The organism is Klebsiella sp. 10 (genome assembly GCF_018223925.1).
In the GTDB taxonomy this organism is placed as follows: domain Bacteria; phylum Pseudomonadota; class Gammaproteobacteria; order Enterobacterales; family Enterobacteriaceae; genus Klebsiella; species Klebsiella pneumoniae.
Map to the genome: position 1 here is coordinate 28390 of NZ_JAGRRB010000027.1, position 23575 is coordinate 51964.

The window sequence follows — 23575 nt, forward strand, 5'->3', positions numbered from 1 at the left end:
CATAGATGCGATGGGGCTATTTTTCCCTGAACGCGGCTGGCGCGGTAGCCGGGCTGGTGGTAAAACGGTTATACGTAGAACGTATAGGCAAAAGGAAAATGAAAAGACAAGAGCGTATAGACCGCATTGAGCTGATGCGCACCTATATCCGCATCGTAGAGGCCGGATCGCTCTCCGCCGCCGCAGGGCAGATGGACACTACCCAGGCGACCGTCAGCCGCCGCCTGCAGTCCCTTGAAGGGCTGCTGGGGGTTAAGCTGATCCTGCGCACCACCCATGCGATGAAGCTCACTGACGATGGCGAACGCTGTTATCGTCACGCCCGTCAGGTGGTGGACGCCTGGCTGGCGCTGGAGGATGACCTGCGTATTGCCGACGATCGGCCGGTGGGCGTTCTGCGAGTGCGGGCGCCCCACGCGTTTGGCCAGCAGCAGCTGCTGGCGCCGCTGGTGGCATTTCTACAGCGCCATCCGCAGCTGTCGGTGGAGTGGATGCTAAACGATAATACCGTCGACTTCCTCAGCGATAATATCGACTGCGCTATTCGCGTGGGGGCGGAGGTGGATCCAGCAACGGTATCCGTACTGCTGGCGGAAGTGCCGCGCTGCGTAGTGGCTTCTCCTGAGCTGCTGGCGAAGTATCCGCCGTTAACCTCGCTGGAGGCGTTATCGGGCCTGCCATGGATCGCCATTAATACCTTTTATCAGCATGAGGTACGGCTCAGGCATCAGGCAAGCGGGCAGATTGTCTCTACAGCGATTACTCCCTGTCTGAGCACTGACAGTCTTTACGTCGCGCGCAACACCGCGCTGGCGGGGCTGGGGGTGGCGATGGTGTCCAGCTGGACGGTCGTGGAGGATATTGCCGCCGGACGGCTGATTGAGCTGTTCCCGCAGTGGCGACCCGCCTCGCTGCCGGTTCATCTGGTTTATCCCTGGGCGCGCTATTACCCGACACGCCTGCGTAAGTTCCTCGACCTGATGCGGGAGATCATGCCGGATCTCGCCGGGATGCAGCGTCCGCAAAGCGCATAAAAAAACCGGCCAAAGGCCGGTTTTTTTATTAAGCACGCTTACTCGACGGGCTGTGGGCGAGTCGGTTCAGCGGTGGCTTTATGGGTCGCGCTATGACCACCGGCGGCGCCTTTACCTTCAAAGGCGAACGGCGGGCGCACCCAGGTGCTGTGACGCGGTGCTTCCGGGACATAGTCCGGAGCTGGCGCACGGGTCATTGGCGCGGTGGCATGGCGATGACCCGCCACTACGACCGGCTTGCTCACCGGGGGCTCGGCTTTGACCGGTTCGGCAGGGGCCGCTTCGGTCACTGGCGCTTGCTCCACGGTTTCTGCGACCGGGGCGATAGTTTCCACTGGCGCTGCAACGACAGGCGTCGTTTCCACCGCTTCAGGTTCTACCACCACCGGCTCGGCGTCGAGCGTCACTGGCGCGATAGCCTGAGGCGCTTCGACAGCCGGTGCTTCGGTGACCGGCTCCTGAGGCGCTGGCTCGACGGCTGCTGGCGCGACAACTTCCGCAGCATCAACGACCAGCGGCTCGGCGGCCGCTACCGGCTCAACGACTACCGGCTCAGCGGTTACTGGTTCCATGGTAGCCGGCTCGACGGTGACCGGCGCAGCGGTAACGGTTTCAACGACGGCAACCGGGGCCGCTACGGCCTCGACAGTTTTCGCGACGCTGGCGTCCTGAACCTGAACCTCTTCCGGCTGCTGATCCTGCGGACGAACCACCGGGTAGCGGATCCAGACTTTACCGGAAGCCATCTCCGGCGATGCGCAGGCTACGGTCAGCGGCATAGGCGACTGGGTCGGATAGCGTTCGTCACGATAGCGACGACGACGCTGACCGCTGACGCGCAGGTGACGCGGGGAGCGACGTGAGCGACGCGGCATACCGTTCGCTTCACGGGATTCGCCATTTTCGTCCTGGTCCGCAACGCTCTCCACCCCTGCCGGCAGCTCGGCTTTCACCGGCTCGCTTTGCGGAGCGATAACTTCAGCCACTACGGCTTCTGGCACGATCTCGGCAACTGGCTCGACGACAGCGGACTCAACGCGCACTTTCTGTGCCAGCTGGCGCGGTTTACGACGCGGCAGAGTTTGTACACGCTCTTCCTGCTCCGTCTCCTGCACAACCGGCTCTTCGCGAGTCTGCGCTTTGGCTTCCTGCTGCGCCTGACGTTTGTCGTCATTGCGGCGGCGGGTGCGTTCGCGGCGCGGCTGCTGCTCGTCACGGGATTTCGCTTTCTCCGCGTCGTCGCCTGAGGTTTGGCGAACATCACGGGCTTCCACGTTCTGCGACGGCTTCTCGCGACGGTTGCGACGGTTCTCTTCACGCGATTCGCGCGGTTCACGGCCCTCGGCATTGTCCGCACGGGTGTCGCGATTGTCACGGTTATCGCGGTTGTCACGATTGTCGCGGTTATCACGGCGGTCGTTGCGGTCGCGGCGGTTGTTGGCGCGCGGTTTACGACGCTCCTGCTGACGCTCCGGTTTTTCTTCCGCTTTCTTCTCGACCTGAACTTCAGCCGGTTTGGCCTCTTCGGCGCCAGAGAAGATATTCTTCAGCGCGCTGAAGAAGCGTGAGAGCAGGCCAGGCTGCGCCGGTGCGGCGGCCGCGACCGGTGCCGCTGCGGCGACAGGCGCGGCGGCAGGCTCTTCGAGCATCGGGGCTGGCGGCGCATCTGGCATGACAAAAGCGGCCAGGGCCGGCTGTTCCGGACGTTTCCGCTCCGCCGGCTCATCGTCGCCTGGCAGCGCCATCTCTTCTTCATGCAGCTTCGGCAGCAGATAGCTCAGCGTTGAGGTTTCTTCACCTTTGCGCACGCGCAGGACGGAGTAGTGCGGCGTTTGCATTTCGTCGTTTGGCACGATAATAACGCGCACATCGCCCTGACGGGATTCGATAGCGCTCACTGCGGCACGTTTTTCGTTCAGCAGATAGGAGGCGATCGGTACCGGAACAATGGCGTGGACTTCTTTGGTATTCTCTTTCAGCGCTTCTTCTTCGATCAGACGCAGAATAGAGAGCGACAGCGATTCGTTATCACGCACGGTGCCGGTGCCGGAGCAGCGCGGGCAGACGTGGTGGCTGGACTCGCCCAGCGACGGGCTCAGGCGCTGACGGGACATCTCCAGCAGGCCGAAGCGCGAAATATGGCTGATCTGAATGCGCGCCCGGTCCTGACGGACGGCTTCGCGCAGACGATTCTCCACGGCGCGCTGGTGGCGAACCGGGGTCATATCGATGAAGTCGATAACGATCAGGCCGCCGAGGTCGCGCAGACGCAGCTGGCGGGCAATTTCGTCAGCCGCTTCGAGGTTGGTATTGAAGGCTGTCTCTTCGATATCGCCGCCGCGGGTGGCGCGGGCGGAGTTGATATCGATCGCGGTCAGCGCTTCGGTGCTATCGATAACGATAGACCCGCCGGAAGGCAGGCGCACTTCGCGCTGGAAGGCGGACTCAATTTGCGATTCGATCTGATAATGGCTGAACAGCGGGATTTCACCGGTGTACAGTTTGATTTTGCTGCTGAAATCCGGACGACCCAGCGCGGCGATATGCTGGCGCGCCAGCTCAAGCACTTTCGGGTTATCGATCAGGATTTCGCCGATGTCCTGGCGCAGGTAGTCACGGAAGGCGCGGACAATGACGTTGCTTTCCTGGTGGATCAGGAACGGCGCCGGACGGCTTTCCGCGGCTTTTTGAATCGCTTCCCAGTGCTTCAGGCGGAAGCTCAGGTCCCACTGCAGGGCTTCGGCGGATTTGCCGACGCCAGCGGTGCGAACGATCAGGCCCATGCCGTCCGGAAGCTCCAGGCTCGCCAGCGCTTCTTTCAGTTCGGTACGGTCGTCGCCCTCGATACGGCGGGAAATTCCCCCGGCGCGCGGGTTGTTCGGCATCAGTACCAGATAGCTGCCCGCCAGGCTGATAAAGGTGGTGAGCGCAGCGCCTTTGTTGCCGCGTTCTTCTTTATCAATCTGCACGATAACTTCCTGACCTTCCCGCAGTACGTCTTTGATATTAGGACGACCATGCGCATTGTAGTTGGCGGGGAAGTATTCGCGGGCGATTTCTTTGAGGGGGAGGAAACCATGACGCTCGGCGCCGTAATCAACAAACGCGGCTTCAAGGCTGGGTTCAATGCGGGTGATTTTGCCTTTGTAGATGTTCGCTTTTTTCTGTTCGTGCCCGGGGCTTTCGATATCCAGGTCGTACAGGCGCTGCCCATCAACAAGGGCGACGCGCAACTCTTCCTGCTGAGTTGCGTTGATTAACATTCTTTTCATCGTAACTTACTCATTATTCTTACATTGAAGACTAAGCTGCGGGCAGAGTAATGCCTTTCCGGGGGAAAACCGATGGCCTCGTGTCTGGTTCACGTCGCCAACCTCACGGTTGTCGCGCGCTTAAGAGGCGCAGAGTGTCGGTCGCCTGTGTTTCAAACGGAAACACAGCGCAATTATTCAGGGGAACAGCCTGGGATGTATCACCAGAGAATATTCCATTTATACTCGTCGTCTTTCGCGTTGCAGGCATGGTGGCTTAACCTGCTCACCTCGATCTGGCGATCCAGATGAGCTCCCGGGAGTCCCGGAGTTGACGCCTTCCTGCGACTTGAAATCCATAGAGCCTGTACCGGTAAGGACTGCAACCCGCAGCCCGCTAACTGTCTGAAAGATCACAACGTCTTACGCCATTGCTGCGTGGGCGATCGGTCAGACAAAATTGGTCATTCCGCTAATGTCTTGTTCTAACAAGATGCAATACGGAAAACGGTCTCATTATTCCATTGCTAACCTTGTTATAGCAAGTTGACTTTCACCTTTTATCACCCGGTTACTCACAGTTTTATCACCTGCCCATACAGATTGTTCTAATAACAAACAAAATGGCGGTCAGGTAAACCGTGAAAACAGGATAATGATAAATATAAGCATATAAAAATGAGTGGCGCTAATGCGTCCGGCTATTTAGAATCGCGCACCATGAAAACTGAGACCCCAACCGTAAAAATGGTTGCCATTGCTGCTGATGAAGCGGGGCAACGTATCGACAACTTTTTGCGTACGCAATTGAAAGGCGTACCGAAGAGCATGATTTATCGCATCCTGCGTAAAGGCGAGGTGCGGGTAAACAAAAAGCGCGTGAAGCCGGAGTATAAGCTGGAAGCGGGCGATGAAGTCCGTATCCCGCCGGTGCGCGTGGCGGAGCGTGAAGAAGAGGCGGTATCGCCGCACCTGCAGAAAGTGGCCGCGCTCTCTGAGGTGATCCTCTATGAAGACGATCATATTCTGGTGCTCAATAAGCCTTCTGGTACCGCGGTACACGGCGGCAGCGGCCTAAGCTTCGGCGTGATTGAAGGGCTGCGCGCCCTGCGCCCGGAGGCGCGCTTCCTTGAGCTGGTGCATCGTCTCGACCGGGATACCTCCGGCGTGCTGCTGGTGGCGAAAAAGCGCTCAGCGCTGCGTTCGCTGCACGAGCAATTGCGCGATAAAGGCATGCAGAAAGATTATCTGGCGCTGGTGCGCGGCCAGTGGCAGTCGCATACCAAAGTGGTCCAGGCCCCGCTGTTGAAGAATATTCTGCAGAGCGGGGAGCGCATCGTTCGCGTGAGTCAGGAAGGCAAGCCGTCGGAGACGCGCTTTAAAGTGGAAGAGCGTTACGAATTCGCCACGCTGGTGCGCTGCAGCCCGGTCACCGGCCGCACGCATCAGATCCGCGTTCATACGCAGTATGCCGGCCATCCTATCGCTTTTGACGACCGCTATGGCGACCGCGAGTTCGACAAGCAGCTGTCCGCTACCGGCTTAAACCGCCTGTTCCTGCACGCGGCGGCGCTGAAGTTTACCCACCCGGGGAGCGGGGAGGTGATGCGCGTTGAGGCGCCGCTGGACAACCAGCTGAAGCACTGTTTACAGGTGCTACGGAAGAGCAAATAAGCGCAACGGCGGAATCAGTTCCGCCGTTTTTTTTGCCTCAGCCTAACAGCGGGTTGTAGTTTTCACGGCGCAACATCTGACAGAGCGCGATTAAGGGTAAACCGACCAGGGTGTTCGGGTCGCGGCCTTCCAGCCGTTCGAACAGCGTAATGCCCAACCCTTCGCTCTTGAAACTCCCGGCGCACTGCAGCGGGTTCTCTTTGCGCACATAGCCTTCTATCTCTTTATCACTGAGATGGCGAAAGTGAACGTCAAAGGGTTCGCATTCGGTTTGCAGATGGCCGCTGGCAGAGTTGTACAGCGCCAGTCCGGTATAAAAGGTAATGATTGACCCGCTGGCCTTTCTTAACTGCCTGCGGGCATTTTCCTCGGTGTGCGGTTTGCCGGTGATTTCACCGTCCAGTACGCAAACCTGATCGGAGCCTATAATAAGGTGATTAGGGAAGCGTGTGGCCAGACTTTGCGCTTTGGCCTGCGCCAGTCGGGTGACAAGCTGACGTGCGGATTCATCAGGCCGGGGCGTTTCGTCGACGTCAGGCGCGGCACATTCAAACGGTAAACCCAGTTTTTCCAGCAGCATGCGCCGCCAGGGAGAGGTTGACGCGAGGATAAGATCAGACATATTTTTTCATCCACATATAGCGCTTCGCAGAGCATCATCTTAAACTATGCGCCGCAATGTGTGCGAATAAATGGCAAAAGGCAACCTGAGGCTGCCTTTTTCTTTGACTCTATGACATTACAAAGTTAATATGCGCGCCCTATGCAAAAGGTAAAATTACCCCTGACTCTTGATCCGGTACGCACGGCTCAAAAACGCCTTGATTACGAAGGCATCTATGCCCGCGATCAGGTTGAACGTGTAACCGATTCTGTAGTCAGCGTGGACAGCGATGTGGAATGCAGCATGTCGTTCGCTATCGATAACCAGCGTCTCGCCGTTATTACTGGCGATGCAAAGGTAACGGTAACTCTCGAATGCCAGCGTTGCGGGAAACCGTTCTCCCATCACGTCCACACCACGTATTGTTTTAGCCCCGTCAGAAATGACGAACAGGCCGAAGCACTACCGGAAGCGTATGAGCCGATTGAGGTTAACGAATTCGGTGAAATCGACCTGCAGGCAATGGTCGAGGATGAAATTATCCTCTCCCTGCCCGTAGTTCCGGTGCATGATTCTGAACACTGTGAAGTGTCCGACGCGGACATGGTCTTTGGCGAACTGCCTGAAGAGGCACAAAAACCAAACCCATTTGCCGTATTAGCCAGCTTAAAGCGTAAGTAATTGAGGAGTAAGGTCCATGGCCGTACAACAGAATAAACCAACCCGTTCCAAACGTGGCATGCGTCGTTCCCATGACGCGCTGACCGCAGTCACCAGCCTGTCTGTAGACAAAACTTCTGGTGAGAAACACCTGCGTCACCACATCACTGCCGACGGTTTCTACCGCGGTCGCAAGGTTATCGCTAAGTAATCACGCGATACTCGCAGGATTTCCCGTTGCAGGCCATGGCGGGCGTGTGCGTCCCTGGAAACTCGGTTAACCCGGTCACTGGGGGCATTTATGCCCGGATTGTTGCGTCTGCAGCGTGAATATTCGCGGGTGCCAGCGTGATGAAGCTTAGTGAGGACTCCCCGGGCAACTGGGGAATCACCGAACCGGGCAGCGACGATACCTTGACACGTCTAACCCTGGCGTTAGATGTCATGGGGGGCGATTTCGGCCCATCCGTGACGGTGCCTGCAGCACTGCAGGCACTGAACTCTAATTCGCAACTCACACTTCTTTTAGTCGGCGATCCCGACGCCATCACGCCATTACTCGCCAAAGCTGACTTCGAACAACGTTCGCGTCTGCAGATTATTCCTGCGCAGTCAGTTATTGCCAGTGATGCGCGACCCGCGCAGGCTATCCGCAGCAGTCGCGGAAGCTCAATGCGCGTGGCGCTGGAGCTTGTGAAAGAAGGGCGGGCGCAAGCCTGCGTCAGCGCTGGCAACACCGGCGCGCTGATGGGTCTGGCGAAACTGCTGCTCAAACCGATCGAAGGTATTGAGCGGCCGGCGCTGGTGACGGTTTTACCGCACCAGCAGAAGGGCAAAACCGTGGTGCTGGATCTCGGCGCCAACGTCGATTGCGACAGCACGATGCTGGTGCAGTTCGCGGTAATGGGCGCGGTGCTGGCGGAAGAAGTGGTCGGCATTGCCAACCCCCGCGTCGCTTTGTTGAACATCGGCGAAGAAGAGATGAAAGGCCTCGGCAGCATCCGCGATGCTGCCGCAGTGCTCAAAACGCTGCCTTCCCTCAACTACATCGGCTATCTTGAAGCCAATGAACTGTTGACCGGAAAAACCGATGTGCTGGTTTGTGATGGATTCACGGGCAACGTCACATTAAAAACCATGGAAGGTGTTGTCAGAATGTTCCTTTCACTGCTGAAATCTCAGGGAGAGGGCAAAAAACGGTCGTGGTGGCTGCTGTTACTAAAACGTTGGTTACAAAAAAGCCTGGCGAGGCGATTCAGTCACCTCAACCCCGACCAGTATAATGGCGCCTGTCTGTTAGGATTGCGCGGTTCCGTGATCAAGAGTCATGGTGCTGCCAATCAACGCGCCTTTAGCGTCGCGATAGAGCAGGCAGTGCAGGCGGTGCAGCGGCAGATCCCTCAGCGGATCGCCGCGCGCCTGGAATCTTTATACCCAGCTGGTTTCGAGCTGCCGGAAAGCGACAGTGACGTGAACGCCCGACAGCAAAGCGGGACGAATGGCCACGATTGACGCCGCGGCGGTTGAACGAGGCGGGTATATCACCCAAGAGTGACTGAGCGTACATGTATACGAAGATTATTGGTACCGGCAGCTATCTGCCCGAGCAAGTGCGTACAAACGCCGACCTGGAAAAAATGGTAGAAACCTCTGACGAGTGGATTGTCACCCGCACAGGTATCCGTGAGCGTCGTATTGCCGCAGCGCATGAAACAGTTGCTACGATGGGCTTTGAAGCCGCAAAGCAGGCGCTGGCGATGGCGGGCGTGTCCGCGGAGCAAATTGGTCTGATTATCGTTGCGACCACCTCCGGCACGCACGCGTTTCCGAGTTCTGCATGCCAGATCCAGTCAATGCTGGGCGTTAAGGGTTGCCCGGCGTTTGATGTCGCCGCCGCCTGCGCCGGTTTCACCTATGCGCTAAGCGTCGCCGATCAGTATGTGAAGAACGGCGCGGTAGATTATGCGCTGGTTGTTGGCGCCGATGTGCTGGCGCGCACCTGCGATCCGGCGGATCGCGGAACGATTATTATTTTCGGCGACGGCGCCGGCGCGGTTGTACTGGGCGCCTCCGAAGAGCCGGGCATTATCTCGACGCATCTGCATGCCGACGGCAGCTATGGCGAACTGCTGACCCTGCCGAACGCCGATCGCGTCGATCCGGAAAACCCGATCTATCTGACGATGGCCGGCAACGAAGTCTTCAAAGTGGCGGTCACCGAGCTGGCGCACATCGTTGATGAGACGCTGGCAGCGAATAATCTTGAACGTTCAGCGCTGGACTGGCTGGTGCCGCATCAGGCTAACCTGCGTATTATCAGCGCGACGGCGAAGAAACTGGGTATGTCGATGGATAACGTCGTTGTGACCCTCGACCGCCATGGCAACACCTCCGCGGCGTCAGTCCCTTGCGCGCTGGATGAGGCCGTCCGCGATGGCCGTATTCAGCGCGGTCAGCTGATTTTGCTGGAAGCCTTTGGTGGCGGTTTCACCTGGGGTTCCGCGCTGGTTCGTTTTTAGTATAAGGATTTAAACATGACGCAATTCGCATTTGTGTTCCCGGGGCAGGGCTCTCAGGCCGTAGGCATGCTGGCCGAAATGGCTGCCGCCTGGCCGGTCATTGAAGAGACCTTCGGTGAAGCTTCCGCAGCGTTGGGTTACGATCTGTGGGCGCTGACGCAACAGGGCCCGGCAGAAGAACTGAATAAGACCTGGCAGACTCAACCGGCGCTGCTCGCCGCCTCCGTGGCGCTGTACCGCGTCTGGCAACAGCAGGGCGGCAAAGCGCCAGCGCTGCTGGCGGGTCACAGCCTCGGCGAATACTCCGCGCTGGTATGCGCGGGCGTTATCGGTTTCGCTGATGCCGTTCGCCTGGTTGAGCTGCGTGGTAAATTCATGCAGGAAGCCGTACCGGAAGGTACCGGCGCCATGTCCGCGATTATCGGTCTGGACGACGCCGCTATCGCCAAAGCCTGTGAAGAGTCTGCCGAAGGGCAGGTGGTCTCTCCGGTGAACTACAATTCTCCGGGCCAGGTGGTTATCGCCGGGCACAAAGAGGCCGTTGAACGCGCTGGCGCCGCCTGTAAAGCCGCCGGCGCCAAACGCGCGCTGCCGCTGCCGGTGAGCGTGCCGTCCCACTGCGCGCTGATGAAGCCAGCCGCAGAAAAACTGGCGGTAGAGCTGCAGAAAATCACCTTCAACGCGCCGACGATTCCGGTGGTGAATAACGTCGACGTGAAGTGCGAAACCGCGCCGGACGCCATTCGCGACGCGCTGGTGCGCCAGCTGTACAGCCCGGTGCAGTGGACCAAAACCGTTGAGTTTATGGCTACCGAGGGCGTATCGCACCTGTATGAGGTTGGCCCGGGTAAAGTCCTCACCGGCCTGACCAAACGTATTGTTGACACCCTGACCGCTTCCGCGCTTAACGAGCCGGCGGCGATGTCTGCGGCGCTTGAGCAATAAAAGAGGAAAACCATGAGTTTTGAAGGAAAAATCGCGCTGGTTACCGGTGCAAGCCGCGGTATTGGCCGTGCCATCGCTGAAACGCTCGTCGCCCGTGGCGCGAAAGTTATCGGTACTGCGACCAGCGAAAGCGGCGCGCAGGCGATCAGCGACTATTTAGGCGCCAATGGTAAAGGTCTGATGTTGAATGTGACCGACCCGGCATCTATTGAATCTGTTCTGGAAAATGTGCGCGCAGAGTTTGGCGAAGTGGATATCCTGGTGAATAATGCCGGGATCACTCGCGACAATCTGTTAATGCGCATGAAAGATGACGAGTGGAACGATATTATCGAAACCAACCTGTCATCGGTTTTCCGTCTGTCAAAAGCGGTAATGCGCGCTATGATGAAAAAGCGTCATGGACGTATTATCACTATCGGTTCTGTGGTTGGTACCATGGGAAATGCGGGTCAGGCCAACTACGCCGCGGCGAAAGCGGGTCTGATCGGCTTCAGTAAATCACTGGCGCGTGAAGTTGCGTCCCGCGGTATTACTGTAAACGTTGTTGCTCCGGGCTTTATTGAAACGGACATGACGCGTGCGCTGACCGATGAGCAGCGTGCGGGTACGCTGGCGGCAGTTCCTGCGGGGCGCCTTGGCACCCCAAATGAAATCGCCAGCGCGGTTGCATTTTTAGCCTCTGACGAAGCAAGTTACATCACTGGTGAAACGCTGCACGTCAACGGCGGAATGTACATGGTCTGACCGAGATTTGTGCAAAACGTTCAGGAACCGCGCACTTCGCACGGTTCTCTGTGCGGTTTTGTGCGAAAAGATTTGCGTTCTTAGGGCAAACGGCCTCAAAATAGCGCAAAATCGTGGTAAGACCTGCCGGGATTTAGTTGCAAATTTTTCAACATTTTATACACTACGAAAACCATCGCGAAAGCGAGTTTTGATAGGAAATTTAAGAGTATGAGCACTATCGAAGAACGCGTTAAGAAAATTATCGGCGAGCAGCTGGGCGTTAAGCAGGAAGAAGTTACCAACAATGCTTCCTTCGTTGAAGACCTGGGCGCTGATTCTCTTGACACCGTTGAGCTGGTAATGGCTCTGGAAGAAGAGTTTGATACTGAGATTCCGGACGAAGAAGCTGAGAAAATCACCACCGTTCAGGCTGCCATTGATTACATCAACGGCCACCAGGCGTAAGTGAACATCTCCAGGCGGTCATTCGACCGCCTGAGTTTTATCTTTTTATTGTCCCACAAGAATCTATTTTCCCTCCCTGGAGGACAAACGTGTCTAAGCGTCGTGTAGTTGTGACCGGACTGGGCATGTTGTCTCCTGTCGGCAATACCGTAGAGTCTACCTGGAAAGCTCTCCTTGCCGGTCAGAGTGGCATCAGCCTGATCGACCATTTCGATACTAGCGCCTATGCAACGAAATTTGCTGGCTTAGTAAAGGATTTTAACTGTGATGACATTATCTCGCGCAAAGAACAGCGCAAGATGGATGCCTTCATTCAATATGGAATTGTCGCTGGCGTTCAGGCCATGCAGGATTCTGGCCTTGAAGTGACGGAAGAGAATGCAACCCGTATTGGCGCCGCTATCGGCTCCGGTATCGGCGGTCTCGGCTTGATCGAAGAAAACCACAGTTCGCTGGTTAACGGCGGACCGCGCAAGATCAGCCCATTCTTCGTTCCTTCCACAATTGTTAACATGGTGGCCGGACATCTGACCATCATGTTTGGTCTGCGTGGGCCAAGTATCTCTATCGCGACCGCGTGTACTTCAGGCGTGCACAACATCGGCCAGGCCGCGCGCATCATCGCCTATGGCGATGCCGATGCGATGGTGGCAGGCGGCGCGGAAAAAGCCAGCACCCCGCTTGGCGTGGGCGGCTTCGGTGCGGCGCGTGCGCTCTCCACGCGCAATGACAACCCGCAGGCGGCGAGCCGTCCGTGGGATAAAGATCGTGACGGCTTCGTGCTGGGAGACGGCGCGGGTATGGTGGTGCTGGAAGAGTACGAGCATGCCAAAAAACGCGGCGCCAAAATCTACGCCGAGATCGTTGGCTTCGGCATGAGCAGCGATGCTTACCACATGACGTCACCGCCGGAAGATGGCGCGGGCGCCGCGCTGGCAATGGTGAATGCTATTCGCGATGCGGGCATCGAACCAGGCCAGATCGGCTACGTCAACGCCCACGGCACCTCGACGCCGGCCGGCGATAAAGCGGAAGCGCAGGCGGTTAAGTCTGTCTTCGGTGATGCGGCGAGCCGCGTACTGGTGAGCTCTACCAAATCCATGACCGGCCATCTGCTGGGTGCGGCAGGGGCGGTAGAGTCGATTTACTCTATCCTGGCGTTGCGCGATCAGGCGGTTCCGCCGACGATCAACCTCGACAACCCGGATGAAGGCTGCGACCTCGACTTCGTTCCACACGAAGCGCGTCAGGTTTCCGGTATGGAGTACACCCTGTGCAACTCCTTCGGCTTTGGCGGCACTAACGGTTCGCTGATCTTCAAAAAAGTGTGACAGGGCTTGCCCCGGCACTGCTTTAACAAAAGGCCCGTTCGTCGGGCCTTTTTTATTCAGCTTTCTCCCCTTGTTCTCTGCTCTGGGTCCTGACACACTGACCGACCAGTGAAAAGGAGTCCTTTATGTTCTTGATAAACGGCGTTGTACAGGACACGTTGGCAGCGAACGATCGCGCCATCCAGTTTGGCGACGGCTGTTTTACCACCGCCCGCATCCAGCAAGGGCAGGTTGCGCTACTGGACGCCCATCTGCAGCGTTTACAGACAACCTGTGAAAAATTACATATCCCATTTAACGACTGGCTGACGCTGAGCGAAGAGATGCAGCGTCTGGCTCGGCCGCACGCGCAGGGCGTGCTCAAGGTGACTCTCACCCGCGGCGTTGGGGGAAGGGGATACAGTACGGCAGGCTGCGTGTCGCCCACTCGCATTCTCAGCTTCTCTCCATACCCGGCGCATTATGCGCGCTGGCGGGAGGAGGGCATTACTCTGACCCAGAGTCCGGTGCCCCTGGGGCGCAACTCCTGGCTTGCCGGCCTGAAGCACCTTAATCGCCTTGAGCAGGTACTGATCCGCTCTCATCTTGAGCAGACGGACGCCGATGAGGCGCTGGTCCTTGACAGTGACGGGTGGCTTACGGAATGCTGTGCCGCGAATTTATTCTGGCGTCAGGGACGTGATGTATTTACTCCGGGACTCGATTATGCCGGGGTCAACGGCATTATGCGGCAGCGCTGTATCGCGCAGCTGGCACCATCGACGTTTCGCGTTGTCGAAGTGACAGCGCGTCCCGAGACGTTGCGGGAGGCCGATGAAGTGCTGATCTGCAATGCGCTGATGCCGCTGGTGCCGGTTCGCCGCTGGGAGGAGACCACCTGGTCCTCGCGTGAGCTTTACCATTTTTTAGCCCCTTTGTGTGAGCTGTCTGGTTAGTATGAAGAAAATGTTACGTTTTATCCTGTTGCTGGTCGTGCTGTTGGGCATCGCCGCGGCGGCAGGCATGTGGAAGGTACGCCAGCTGGCGGACAGCAAGCTGCTGATTAAGGAAGAGACCATCTTTACCCTCGAAGCTGGCACCGGCCGGCTGGCGCTGGGCCAGGATCTCTATCGCGAGAAGGTGATCAATCGCCCGCGCGTTTTCCAGTGGCTGCTGCGGGTGGAACCTGAGCTGTCTCACTTCAAGGCCGGGACCTATCGCTTCACGCCGCAAATGACGGTGCGCGAGATGTTGCAGCTGCTGGCCAGCGGCAAAGAGGCGCAGTTTCCGCTGCGCTTTGTCGAAGGCATGCGCGTCAGCGACTACCTGCGCCAGCTGCGCGATGCCCCGTACGTGAAGCACACGCTTGAAGACGATAGCTACGCGACGGTGGCTAAGGCATTAGGTCTTGAGCATGCCGACTGGGTAGAGGGCTGGTTCTGGCCGGATACCTGGATGTACACCGCCAACACCAGCGATATCGCCATCCTCAAGCGCGCGCATCAGAAAATGGTCGCCGAAGTGGCGAAGGTCTGGGAAGGACGGATGGAGAATCTGCCCTATGCCGATCAGAACCAGCTGTTGACCATGGCCTCGATTATTGAAAAAGAGACCGCGGTAGCGGAAGAGCGCGACCGCGTCGCGTCGGTATTTATCAACCGCCTGCGCATCGGTATGCGCTTGCAGACCGATCCGACCGTAATCTACGGGATGGGCGCAGGATATACTGGTAAGTTAACGCGTAAGGATCTCGAGACGCCGACCGCATACAATACTTATACCATCAGCGGTTTGCCGCCGGGCCCTATCGCGGTGCCGGGCGAGGCCTCGCTGAAGGCGGCCGCCCATCCGGCGAAAACGCCATATCTTTATTTCGTCGCCGACGGGAAAGGGGGCCATACGTTTACCACAAACCTGGTCAGTCATAACCGTGCGGTGCAGGATTATCTGAAAGTACTTAAGGAAAAAAATGCGCAGTAACTATATCGTCATCGAGGGGCTGGAGGGCGCCGGGAAGACCACCGCACGTCAACTGGTGGTGGAGACGCTGCAGTCGGCGGGTATTCACGATATGGTGTTTACCCGCGAGCCGGGGGGCACAATCCTTGCCGAAAAACTGCGTAGCCTGGTGCTGGATATCCAGTCCACGGGCGATGAAGTGATTAACGATAAAGCGGAAGTGCTGATGTTTTACGCGGCGCGCGTCCAGTTGGTGGAGACCGTGATTAAGCCCGCGCTGGCCCGCGGCCAGTGGGTGATCGGCGATCGTCACGATCTGTCGACGCAGGCCTATCAGGGCGGCGGCCGGGGAATTGACCGCACGATGCTGGCGACGCTGCGCGACGCGGTACTCGGTGATTTTCGCCCCAATCTGACGCTGTATCTCGACGTCACGCCGGAAGTGGGGCTGCAGCGCGCCCGGGCCCGCGGCGAGCTGGATCGCATTGAGCAGGAGTCCATGAACTTTTTCAACCGTACCCGCGCGCGCTATCTTGAGCTGGCCGCCGCCGATCCTTCTATCCGCACGGTTGACGCAACTCAGCCGCTGGATGCCGTGGCGCGCGACATTCGCGCCACGATCGCCCAGTGGATGGCGGAGCAAGCGGCATGAAATGGTATCCGTGGCTGCGCCCCTCGTTCGAGCAACTGGTCGGTAGCTATCAGGCCGGACGAGGCCACCACGCCTTACTGTTACAGTCCCTGAACGGGATGGGCGGCGAGGCGTTGATTTACGCGCTGTGCCGCTTCCTGATGTGCCGCCAGCCCGAAGGACATAAAAGCTGCGGCCACTGCCATAGCTGTCAGCTGATGCAGGCCGGCACGCACCCCGATTACTATGCGCTCAGCCCCGAGAAGGGCAAGAGCGCGCTGGGTATTGACGCGGTGCGCGATGTCAATGAAAAGCTCTATGAACATGCACGCCTTGGTGGGGCAAAAGTGGTCTGGATTAGCGATGCTGCCTTGCTGACCGATGCCGCCGCCAACGCGTTGCTGAAAACGCTGGAGGAGCCCCCGGAGAATACCTGGTTCTTCCTCGCCTGCGAGGAGCCGGCGCGTCTGCTGACCACTCTGCGCAGCCGCTGTCGCCTGCATCATCTGGCGCCGCCGTCTGAGCCTTATGCTCTGGCCTGGCTGGAGCGTGAGGTGAGCCTGCCGCAGGAGTCATTGTTGACCGCGTTACGCCTGTGCGCCAGCGCGCCGGCTGCGGCGCTCGAACTGTTACAGGAACCGCTGTGGACGGCGCGGCAGCAGTTGTGTCAGGCGCTGGCGGCTACCCTGGCGAGCGGTGACTGGCTGGCGCTGCTGCCGATACTCAATCATGAACAGGCGGCGGTTCGCCTGCACTGGCTGGCGTCGCTGCTGGTCGATGCGCAAAAACGACAGCAGGGGATTACCCTGGTGAGTAACCCTGACGTCTGGCCGCTGCTGGAGCAGCTGGCGCACAGCCTGCCCGCCGCCCGGCTGCAGGCGATTGCCCATGACGTCTGTACCTGCCGCGAGCAATTGCTCAACGTTGTCGGTGTCAACCGCGAACTGCTGCTTACCGAGCGCCTGCTGCGCTGGGAACATTACCTGCAACCCGGGACGGGTTTACCCGTCTCCCACCTCTGAGTGAGACATTATGTTTTTAGTCGACTCCCACTGCCATCTTGATGGTCTGGATTATCAAACTCTACACAAAAACGTCGACGACGTGCTGGCAAAAGCGGCCGCACGCGATGTGAAATTTTGCCTCGCCGTCGCCACGACGCTGCCTGGCTACCGCAGTATGCGCGAACTGGTGGGGACGCGTGACAACGTCGTCTTCTCCTGCGGCGTACACCCATTAAACCAGGACGAGCCCTGGGAGGTAGAGACTCTGCGCGCGCTGGCAGCGGAAGAGGGCGTCGTGGCGATGGGGGAGACCGGTCTGGATTATTTTTATACCCCGGAAACTAAAGCCCAACAGCAAAGCTCGTTCCGCGACCACATTCGTATCGGCCGTGAGCTCAATAAGCCGGTGATCGTCCATACCCGTGACGCGCGTGCCGATACTCTGGCTATTTTGCGCGAAGAAAAGGTGACGGATTGCGGTGGCGTACTACACTGTTTCACTGAGGACAGGGAGACAGCGGGCAAGCTGCTCGATATGGGGTTCTATATCTCGTTTTCCGGTATCGTCACTTTTCGTAACGCCGAGCAGCTGCGTGATGCGGCGCGCTACGTGCCGCTGGATCGCCTGCTGGTTGAAACCGATTCGCCGTACCTGGCGCCGGTCCCCCACCGCGGCAAAGAGAACCAGCCGGCGCTGGTTCGTGACGTTGCCGAGTATATGGCGGTACTGAAGGGGGTGTCGCTTGAGCAGCTGGCTCAGCAGACCACCGACAATTTTGCCACCCTGTTCCACATCGACCCCGCCCGTTTGCAACCTGCTTGATCTGCTTATTATTTTAAGGCTCGTAATTAATAGCCAAAGCGAGTAAAGTTCACCGCCACAAAAGTGGCGGTGAAGGTTTTTTAGCAACATCTAGATACAATTTATGTAAGTTGATGTAAATTTTTACCGGAAGGCTGATTGAAACGTGATAGCCGTCAAACAATCATCCCGTTAATTATTTTACTCTGTGTAATAAATAAAGGGCGCTTAGATGTCCTGTCCACGGCACGGTTCTCCCCCCGGGCCAATGCGTGAAAGCGTAAAAAAGTACCAAATACTCAGGAGCACTCTCAATTATGTTTAAGAATGCATTTGCTAACCTGCAGAAGGTCGGTAAATCGCTGATGCTGCCGGTATCCGTACTGCCTATCGCAGGTATCCTGCTGGGCGTCGGTTCCGCTAACTTCAGCTGGCTGCCAGCCGTGGTCTCCCACGTTATGGCAGAAGCAGGCGGTTCAGTTTTCGCCAATATGCCGCTGATCTTCGCTATCGGTGTGGCCCTCGGCTTCACCAATAACGACGGTGTATCCGCACTGGCTGCAGTCGTGGCTTACGGCATCATGGTGAAAACCATGGCGGTTGTTGCGCCGCTGGTGCTGCATTTACCTGCTGACGAGATTGCGGCAAAACACCTTGCTGATACCGGCGTGCTTGGCGGTATTATCTCCGGTGCTATCGCCGCCTACATGTTCAACCGCTTCTATCGCATCAAGCTGCCAGAATATCTCGGCTTCTTTGCGGGCAAGCGTTTTGTGCCGATTATCTCTGGTCTGGCCGCTATCTTCACCGGCGTGATCCTCTCCTTCATTTGGCCGCCGATCGGCTCCGCGATCCAAACCTTCTCCCAGTGGGCTGCTTATCAGAACCCAGTGGTGGCGTTTGGTATCTACGGTTTCATCGAACGTTGCCTGGTGCCGTTTGGTCTGCATCACATCTGGAACGTTCCTTTCCAGATGCAGATCGGCGAATACACCAACGCGGCTGGTCAGGTGTTCCACGGCGATATCCCGCGCTACATGGCAGGCGACCCGACGGCGGGCAAACTGTCTGGCGGCTTCCTGTTCAAAATGTATGGTCTGCCGGCAGCGGCTATCGCGATTTGGCACTCTGCTAAACCGGAAAACCGCGCCAAAGTGGGCGGTATCATGATCTCCGCCGCGCTGACCTCGTTCCTGACCGGTATCACCGAGCCGATCGAGTTCTCGTTCATGTTCGTGGCGCCGATCCTGTACGTTATCCATGCCATTCTGGCGGGCCTGGCGTTCCCGATCTGTATCCTGCTGGGTATGCGTGACGGTACCTCGTTCTCTCACGGCCTGATCGACTTTATCGTGCTGTCCGGTAACAGCAGCAAGCTGTGGCTGTTCCCGATTGTTGGTATCTGCTATGCGATCGTGTACTACGTCATTTTCCGTGTGCTGATTAAAGCCCTGGATCTGAAAACTCCGGGTCGTGAAGACACCACCGAAGAGAGCAAAGCTGGCGCCACCAGCGAGATGGCTCCGGCTCTGGTCGCCGCTTTCGGCGGTAAAGAGAACATCACCAACCTCGACGCATGTATTACTCGTCTGCGTGTTAGCGTGGCGGATGTAGCGAAAGTTGACCAGGCTGGCCTGAAAAAACTGGGCGCCGCTGGCGTGGTAGTGGCAGGTTCTGGCGTACAGGCCATCTTCGGTACCAAGTCCGATAACCTGAAAACTGAAATGGATGAGTACATCCGTAACAGTTAAGACGTAGTATCGGGGAGACTAAGGCAGCCAACTGGCTGCCTTTTTTATGCGCTAAAGTCGGTGCACCACAAGCGATAACCCTGAAAACAGTCCGCCATATGCTTATTCCCTCAGCAGCTAAGTCTATAGTTGAATAAGAAAAAGAGCTTTCAGGTTGAAAGAGAGGGAGAATGTCGCTCATACTCTTAGCGGAACCTGTGCGTCCGCGTTTATCTGCAGAAGCAGGCCAGCGCACGGGATAAAACTTATAAGGAATCAGTCATGGCAGAAGAAACGATTTTCAGCAAAATCATTCGCCGGGAGATCCCGTCGGATATTGTCTATCAGGATGAGCTTGTGACCGCTTTTCGCGACATCTCCCCGCAGGCGCCCACCCATATTCTGATTGTCCCGAATGTTCTGATTCCTACCGTAAATGACGTCACCGCTGAACATGAGCTGGCGCTGGGCCGGATGATGACCGTCGCGGCGAAGATCGCCCGCGATGAAGGTCTTGCCGACGATGGCTATCGGTTGATCGTCAACTGCAACCGCCACGGCGGCCAGGAAGTGTACCATATCCATATGCATCTGCTGGGCGGTCGTCCGCTTGGCCCGATGCTGGCGCACAAAGGCTAACGTCATGCTCAGGACCCTTTTGGGCGCGTGTCTGGCGGCGGGGCTACTCGCCGGGTGTAGTTCACACCCGGAGATCCCGGTTTCTGACCAGCAGGCGCTGGTGATGGAGTCGAGCGTGCTGGCGGCGGGGATCAGCGCCAGCGAGCCTGCCGTCGTGGCGACAGAGATTCAGGCTACCGCCTCCTCAACGCTATATAACGAGCGCCAGCAGCCGGTTACCGTGCACTATCGTTTTTTCTGGTATGACGCCCGAGGGCTGGAGATGCATCCGCTGGACGCGCCGCGCACCATCGTGGTACCGGCCCGCTCCTCGGTCACGTTATATGGCAGCGCCAATATCCTGGGGGCGCATAAGGCCCGCCTTTATCTTTATCTGTAAGGGGTAATTATAATGATGAAAATGTGTCGCTATGCGTTAATCACAGCACTGGCGATATTCCTCGCAGGCTGTGCGGGGTTGCGGGAGCAGCCCGCGCCGGTAGAAGAGGCCAAACCGCAGCCGCAGCAGCCTGCGCAGCCGCAGCCCACGGTGCCGACCGTACCGGCGGTGCCCTCTGTCCCGGCGCAGCCTGGGCCGATTGAGCATCAGGATCAGCAGTCGGGTCAGCCGGCGCCGCGCGTGCGTCATTATGACTGGAACGGCGCGGTTCAGCCGCTGGTGGGGCAGATGCTGCAGGCGAGTGGGGTCAATGCCGGCAGTATTCTGCTGGTTGACAGCGTGAACAACCGCACCAACGGTTCGCTGAATGCTGGAGAAGCCACCACTGCGCTACGTAGTGCGCTGGCCGGTAACGGCAAATTTACCCTGGTATCGGCGCAGCAGCTGGCGGTCGCCAAGCAGCAGCTGGGCCTGTCGCCGCAGGACAGCCTCGGCAGCCGCAGCAAAGCCATGGGCATCGCCCGCAACGTGGGCGCGCAGTATGTGCTTTACTCCAATGCCACCGGCAACGTCAACGCGCCTGAGCTGAAAATGCAGCTCATGCTGGTGCAAACCGGTGAGATAATCTGGTCAGGTAAAGGTGCTGTTCAGCAACAATAAGCTAACGCGCGACGAGCTCTTGTCGCGCTTCTTTCCCCATTATCATCCTGTCGCCTCGCTGAGCCAGAGTGGCCTCAGCGGCGGCAGTGTGATTATCAGCGACGGCGACCGGCGGCACGTGCTGCGTCAGCCGCACGATCCGTCTGCCGCCACTTACTATTTTCGCCGTCAGTATCGCGCGCTCCGCCGACTGCCTGCCAGGCTGGCGCCAACCCCGCTGTTTTACTCACCCTGCTGGTTGGTGGTGGAGTATTGCGCAGGGGAGGTGAAAAGCGAGTTACCGGCCTCCCCGCAGCTGTCAGGCTTATTGTATGATTTGCATCAGCAACCGCGGTTTGGCTGGCGGGTTAGCCTCACACCACTGCTGGCCCAGTACTGGCAGAGGTGCGATCCGGCGCGGCGCAAGCCGCGTTGGCTGCGCTGGCATCAGCGGCTGCGCCGCCAGGGCGAGCCCCGTCCCCTGCGGCTGGCGCCGCTGCACATGGACGTCCATGCCGGCAATATTATTCATAATGAGTCCGGCCTGAGGCTGATCGACTGGGAATATGCCGGTGATGGCGATATCGCGCTGGAGCTGGCCGCGGTGTGGATCACGCCTGGCGAGCGCCGTCGGCTGGTAGAAGCGTATGCCCGGCGGGCGGCCATCGACGCGCAGCTGCTTTGGCGGCAGGTTGTACTCTGGCGCCCGTGGGTACTGCTGTTGATGGCGGGCTGGTATGAAATGCGCTGGCGGCAGAGCGGGGACCGGCAATTTATCACGCTGGCAGATGAAACATGGTGTCAGTTAGACAACGAACGTAAAGGATAAGAGAGGTCAGTGTGGGCCCAGTGATGTTGGATGTCGAAGGGTATGAGCTGGATGCGGAAGAGCGAGAAATTCTGGCGCATCCGCTGGTGGGAGGGTTGATCCTCTTTACCCGAAATTATCACGATCCGGCGCAGCTGCGCGAGCTGGTGCGCCAGATCCGCGACGCCTCCCGGAACCACCTGGTGGTGGCGGTCGATCAGGAAGGGGGGCGGGTTCAGCGTTTCCGCGAAGGGTTTACCCGTTTACCGGCGGCCCAGTCTTTCGCCGCGCTGCTGGGGATGGAAGAGGGGGGCAAACTGGCCGCCGAAGCCGGCTGGCTGATGGCCAGCGAAATGATCGCCATGGATATCGATATTAGTTTTGCGCCAGTGCTGGACGTCGGCCATATCAGCGCCGCAATCGGCGAACGTTCTTATCATGAAGATCCGCAGAAAGCGCTGACGATGGCGCGTCACTTCATTGACGGGATGCACGCCGCGGGCATGAAAACCACCGGCAAACACTTCCCGGGACACGGGGCGGTGACTGCCGATTCGCACAAAGAGACGCCGTTCGATCCGCGGGCGGCATCGGTTATCCGCGACCATGATATGGCGGTGTTCAAAAGCCTTATCGCCGAGCAGCGTCTGGATGCCATTATGCCGGCGCATGTGATTTACCCGGAGCTCGATCCGCGTCCGGCCAGCGGCTCGGCGTACTGGCTGAAAACGGTGCTGCGCGGCGAACTGGGCTTTGACGGGGTGATTTTCTCCGACGATCTGTCGATGGAAGGGGCGGCGATCATGGGCAGCTATGCCGAACGCGGTCAGGCATCGCTCGACGCCGGTTGCGATATGATCCTCGTCTGCAATAATCGTAAAGGCGCGGTCAGTGTGCTGGATAACCTGTCGCCGATCAAAGCAGAGCGTGTTACGAAATTGTATCATAAAGGTTCCTTTTCCCGTCAGGAGTTAAGGGATTCAGCCCGTTGGAAAACGGTGAGTGCCCAGCTGGAGCAGCTTCATGCGCGCTGGCAAGAGGCGAAGTCCGCGTAACGCTCTACGGGGCGTTGTTGTCTGGTGAGGATGCGATGATTATCTATTTACACGGTTTTGACTCGAACAGCCCCGGTAACCATGAGAAGGTGATGCAGCTGCAGTTTATCGACCCGGACGTGCGGTTGATTAGCTACAGCACGCGGCATCCCAAGCACGATATGCAGCATTTGCTGAAAGAGGTCGATAAAATGCTGCAGCTCACTGCCGATGACCGGCCGCTGATCTGCGGCGTCGGCCTTGGCGGCTACTGGGCGGAGCGGATTGGTTTTCTGTGCGATATCCGCCAGGCGGTGTTCAATCCAAACCTGTTTCCGCATGAGAACATGGAAGGCAAAATCGACCGACCGGAAGAGTATGCTGACATCGCCACCAAGTGCGTGACCAACTTCCGCGAGAAGAACCGCGATCGCTGCCTGGTGGTGCTTTCCCGCCAGGACGAGGCGTTGGACAGCCAGCGTTCCGCCGATCTCCTGCACCACTATTATGAAATTATCTGGGATGAAGAGCAGACCCATAAGTTTAAAAATATCTCGCCGCATCTGCAGCGGCTGAAAGCGTTTAAAACCCTCGGCTAACTGCTTTTCCCTTGTTCCCAAACCCGCGTCGGGTTCACCACGCGGGTTTTTTCATGTCTACACTTATTGGTTTCGCTGAAAAAATACGCGACAAAACTTGATGCACATCAATTTTGGTATGACCAATGCACCGTTCATGGTATTCTCGACAGTGCTGAAT

24 protein-coding genes are annotated in these 23575 nt (G+C 58.0%); 22 read left to right on the forward strand and 2 right to left on the reverse strand.

Going from position 1 to position 23575, the window contains the following annotated elements:
* The first annotated feature begins 5 nt into the window (after positions 1-5).
* Complete coding sequence (locus KHQ26_RS24900; RefSeq protein WP_029497108.1) at positions 6-1034, forward strand: LysR family transcriptional regulator; 1029 nt, start codon at positions 6-8, stop codon at positions 1032-1034.
* Between the two features lie 38 nt (positions 1035-1072).
* On the opposite strand, the gene rne is transcribed toward KHQ26_RS24900, so the two are convergent.
* Complete coding sequence (gene rne, locus KHQ26_RS24910) at positions 1073-4306, reverse strand: ribonuclease E (protein ID WP_025368281.1); 3234 nt, start codon at positions 4304-4306, stop codon at positions 1073-1075.
* 699 nt (positions 4307-5005) lie between these two features.
* Between rne and rluC the strand changes: the two genes are divergently transcribed.
* Positions 5006-5959, forward strand: coding sequence for a 23S rRNA pseudouridine(955/2504/2580) synthase RluC (gene rluC / locus KHQ26_RS24915; RefSeq protein WP_002899271.1), 954 nt, complete (start codon positions 5006-5008; stop codon positions 5957-5959).
* A 37-nt stretch (positions 5960-5996) separates the two neighbouring features.
* Here rluC and KHQ26_RS24920 read toward each other — a convergent pair whose 3' ends face one another.
* The gene (locus KHQ26_RS24920; protein ID WP_002899273.1) at positions 5997-6581 is read right to left on the reverse strand and encodes a Maf family protein; all 585 of its coding nucleotides are present in this window, start codon (positions 6579-6581) and stop codon (positions 5997-5999) included.
* Positions 6582-6722: 141 nt separating this feature from the next.
* Here KHQ26_RS24920 and yceD point away from each other — a divergent pair, with 141 nt between their 5' ends.
* The 20 genes from yceD to ycfP all read left to right on the forward strand — a co-directional run bounded on the left by yceD (position 6723) and on the right by ycfP (position 23415).
* The gene (yceD, locus tag KHQ26_RS24925) at positions 6723-7244 is read left to right on the forward strand and encodes a 23S rRNA accumulation protein YceD (RefSeq protein WP_002899276.1); all 522 of its coding nucleotides are present in this window, start codon (positions 6723-6725) and stop codon (positions 7242-7244) included.
* Between the two features lie 16 nt (positions 7245-7260).
* Complete coding sequence (gene rpmF, locus KHQ26_RS24930) at positions 7261-7434, forward strand: 50S ribosomal protein L32 (protein WP_000290724.1); 174 nt, start codon at positions 7261-7263, stop codon at positions 7432-7434.
* A 203-nt stretch (positions 7435-7637) separates the two neighbouring features.
* Positions 7638-8735, forward strand: coding sequence for a phosphate acyltransferase PlsX (plsX, locus tag KHQ26_RS24935; RefSeq protein WP_004224085.1), 1098 nt, complete (start codon positions 7638-7640; stop codon positions 8733-8735).
* A gap of 53 nt (positions 8736-8788) precedes the next feature.
* Positions 8789-9742 (forward strand): beta-ketoacyl-ACP synthase III, encoded by a 954-nt coding sequence (locus KHQ26_RS24940; protein ID WP_002899288.1) that lies wholly within the window; start codon positions 8789-8791, stop codon positions 9740-9742.
* 15 nt (positions 9743-9757) lie between these two features.
* The gene (gene fabD / locus KHQ26_RS24945) at positions 9758-10687 is read left to right on the forward strand and encodes an ACP S-malonyltransferase (protein WP_009308402.1); all 930 of its coding nucleotides are present in this window, start codon (positions 9758-9760) and stop codon (positions 10685-10687) included.
* 12 nt (positions 10688-10699) lie between these two features.
* Positions 10700-11434, forward strand: coding sequence for a 3-oxoacyl-ACP reductase FabG (fabG, locus tag KHQ26_RS24950; protein WP_002899294.1), 735 nt, complete (start codon positions 10700-10702; stop codon positions 11432-11434).
* Positions 11435-11644: 210 nt separating this feature from the next.
* A complete protein-coding gene (gene acpP, locus KHQ26_RS24955) occupies positions 11645-11881 on the forward strand; it encodes an acyl carrier protein (RefSeq protein ID WP_000103754.1) in 237 nt (78 codons plus the stop codon).
* Between the two features lie 89 nt (positions 11882-11970).
* Positions 11971-13212 (forward strand): beta-ketoacyl-ACP synthase II, encoded by a 1242-nt coding sequence (fabF, locus tag KHQ26_RS24960; RefSeq protein ID WP_002900666.1) that lies wholly within the window; start codon positions 11971-11973, stop codon positions 13210-13212.
* A 125-nt stretch (positions 13213-13337) separates the two neighbouring features.
* Entirely contained in the window at positions 13338-14147 is an 810-nt protein-coding gene (gene pabC / locus KHQ26_RS24965) for an aminodeoxychorismate lyase (protein ID WP_014907849.1), read from the forward strand.
* 1 nt (position 14148) lies between these two features.
* On the forward strand, positions 14149-15171 hold the full coding sequence (gene yceG, locus KHQ26_RS24970) for a cell division protein YceG (protein WP_002900671.1): 1023 nt from the start codon (positions 14149-14151) through the stop codon (positions 15169-15171).
* Entirely contained in the window at positions 15161-15802 is a 642-nt protein-coding gene (tmk, locus tag KHQ26_RS24975) for a dTMP kinase (RefSeq protein ID WP_002900674.1), read from the forward strand. Before yceG ends, tmk begins: the two co-directional genes overlap by 11 nt.
* Entirely contained in the window at positions 15799-16803 is a 1005-nt protein-coding gene (holB, locus tag KHQ26_RS24980; RefSeq protein WP_002900676.1) for a DNA polymerase III subunit delta', read from the forward strand. Before tmk ends, holB begins: the two co-directional genes overlap by 4 nt.
* A gap of 10 nt (positions 16804-16813) precedes the next feature.
* Positions 16814-17608: a metal-dependent hydrolase gene (locus tag KHQ26_RS24985; protein ID WP_004140680.1), complete on the forward strand. Its 795-nt coding sequence runs from the start codon at positions 16814-16816 to the stop codon at positions 17606-17608.
* A gap of 296 nt (positions 17609-17904) precedes the next feature.
* Positions 17905-19338, forward strand: coding sequence for a PTS glucose transporter subunit IIBC (gene ptsG / locus KHQ26_RS24990; RefSeq protein WP_002900680.1), 1434 nt, complete (start codon positions 17905-17907; stop codon positions 19336-19338).
* A gap of 261 nt (positions 19339-19599) precedes the next feature.
* Positions 19600-19956, forward strand: a complete 357-nt coding sequence (gene hinT / locus KHQ26_RS24995; RefSeq protein WP_002900681.1) for a purine nucleoside phosphoramidase — start codon at positions 19600-19602, stop codon at positions 19954-19956.
* Positions 19957-19960: 4 nt separating this feature from the next.
* A complete protein-coding gene (locus tag KHQ26_RS25000) occupies positions 19961-20335 on the forward strand; it encodes a YcfL family protein (RefSeq protein ID WP_002900683.1) in 375 nt (124 codons plus the stop codon).
* 21 nt (positions 20336-20356) lie between these two features.
* The gene (gene lpoB, locus KHQ26_RS25005) at positions 20357-20995 is read left to right on the forward strand and encodes a penicillin-binding protein activator LpoB (RefSeq protein WP_014342994.1); all 639 of its coding nucleotides are present in this window, start codon (positions 20357-20359) and stop codon (positions 20993-20995) included.
* Positions 20976-21803, forward strand: a complete 828-nt coding sequence (gene thiK / locus KHQ26_RS25010; RefSeq protein WP_020803620.1) for a thiamine kinase — start codon at positions 20976-20978, stop codon at positions 21801-21803. The genes lpoB and thiK overlap by 20 nt, the downstream gene beginning before the upstream one ends.
* A gap of 23 nt (positions 21804-21826) precedes the next feature.
* Positions 21827-22837: a beta-N-acetylhexosaminidase gene (nagZ, locus tag KHQ26_RS25015; protein WP_004147935.1), complete on the forward strand. Its 1011-nt coding sequence runs from the start codon at positions 21827-21829 to the stop codon at positions 22835-22837.
* Positions 22838-22872: 35 nt separating this feature from the next.
* A complete protein-coding gene (ycfP, locus tag KHQ26_RS25020; protein WP_002900775.1) occupies positions 22873-23415 on the forward strand; it encodes an alpha/beta hydrolase YcfP in 543 nt (180 codons plus the stop codon).
* Positions 23416-23575: the final 160 nt, after the last annotated feature.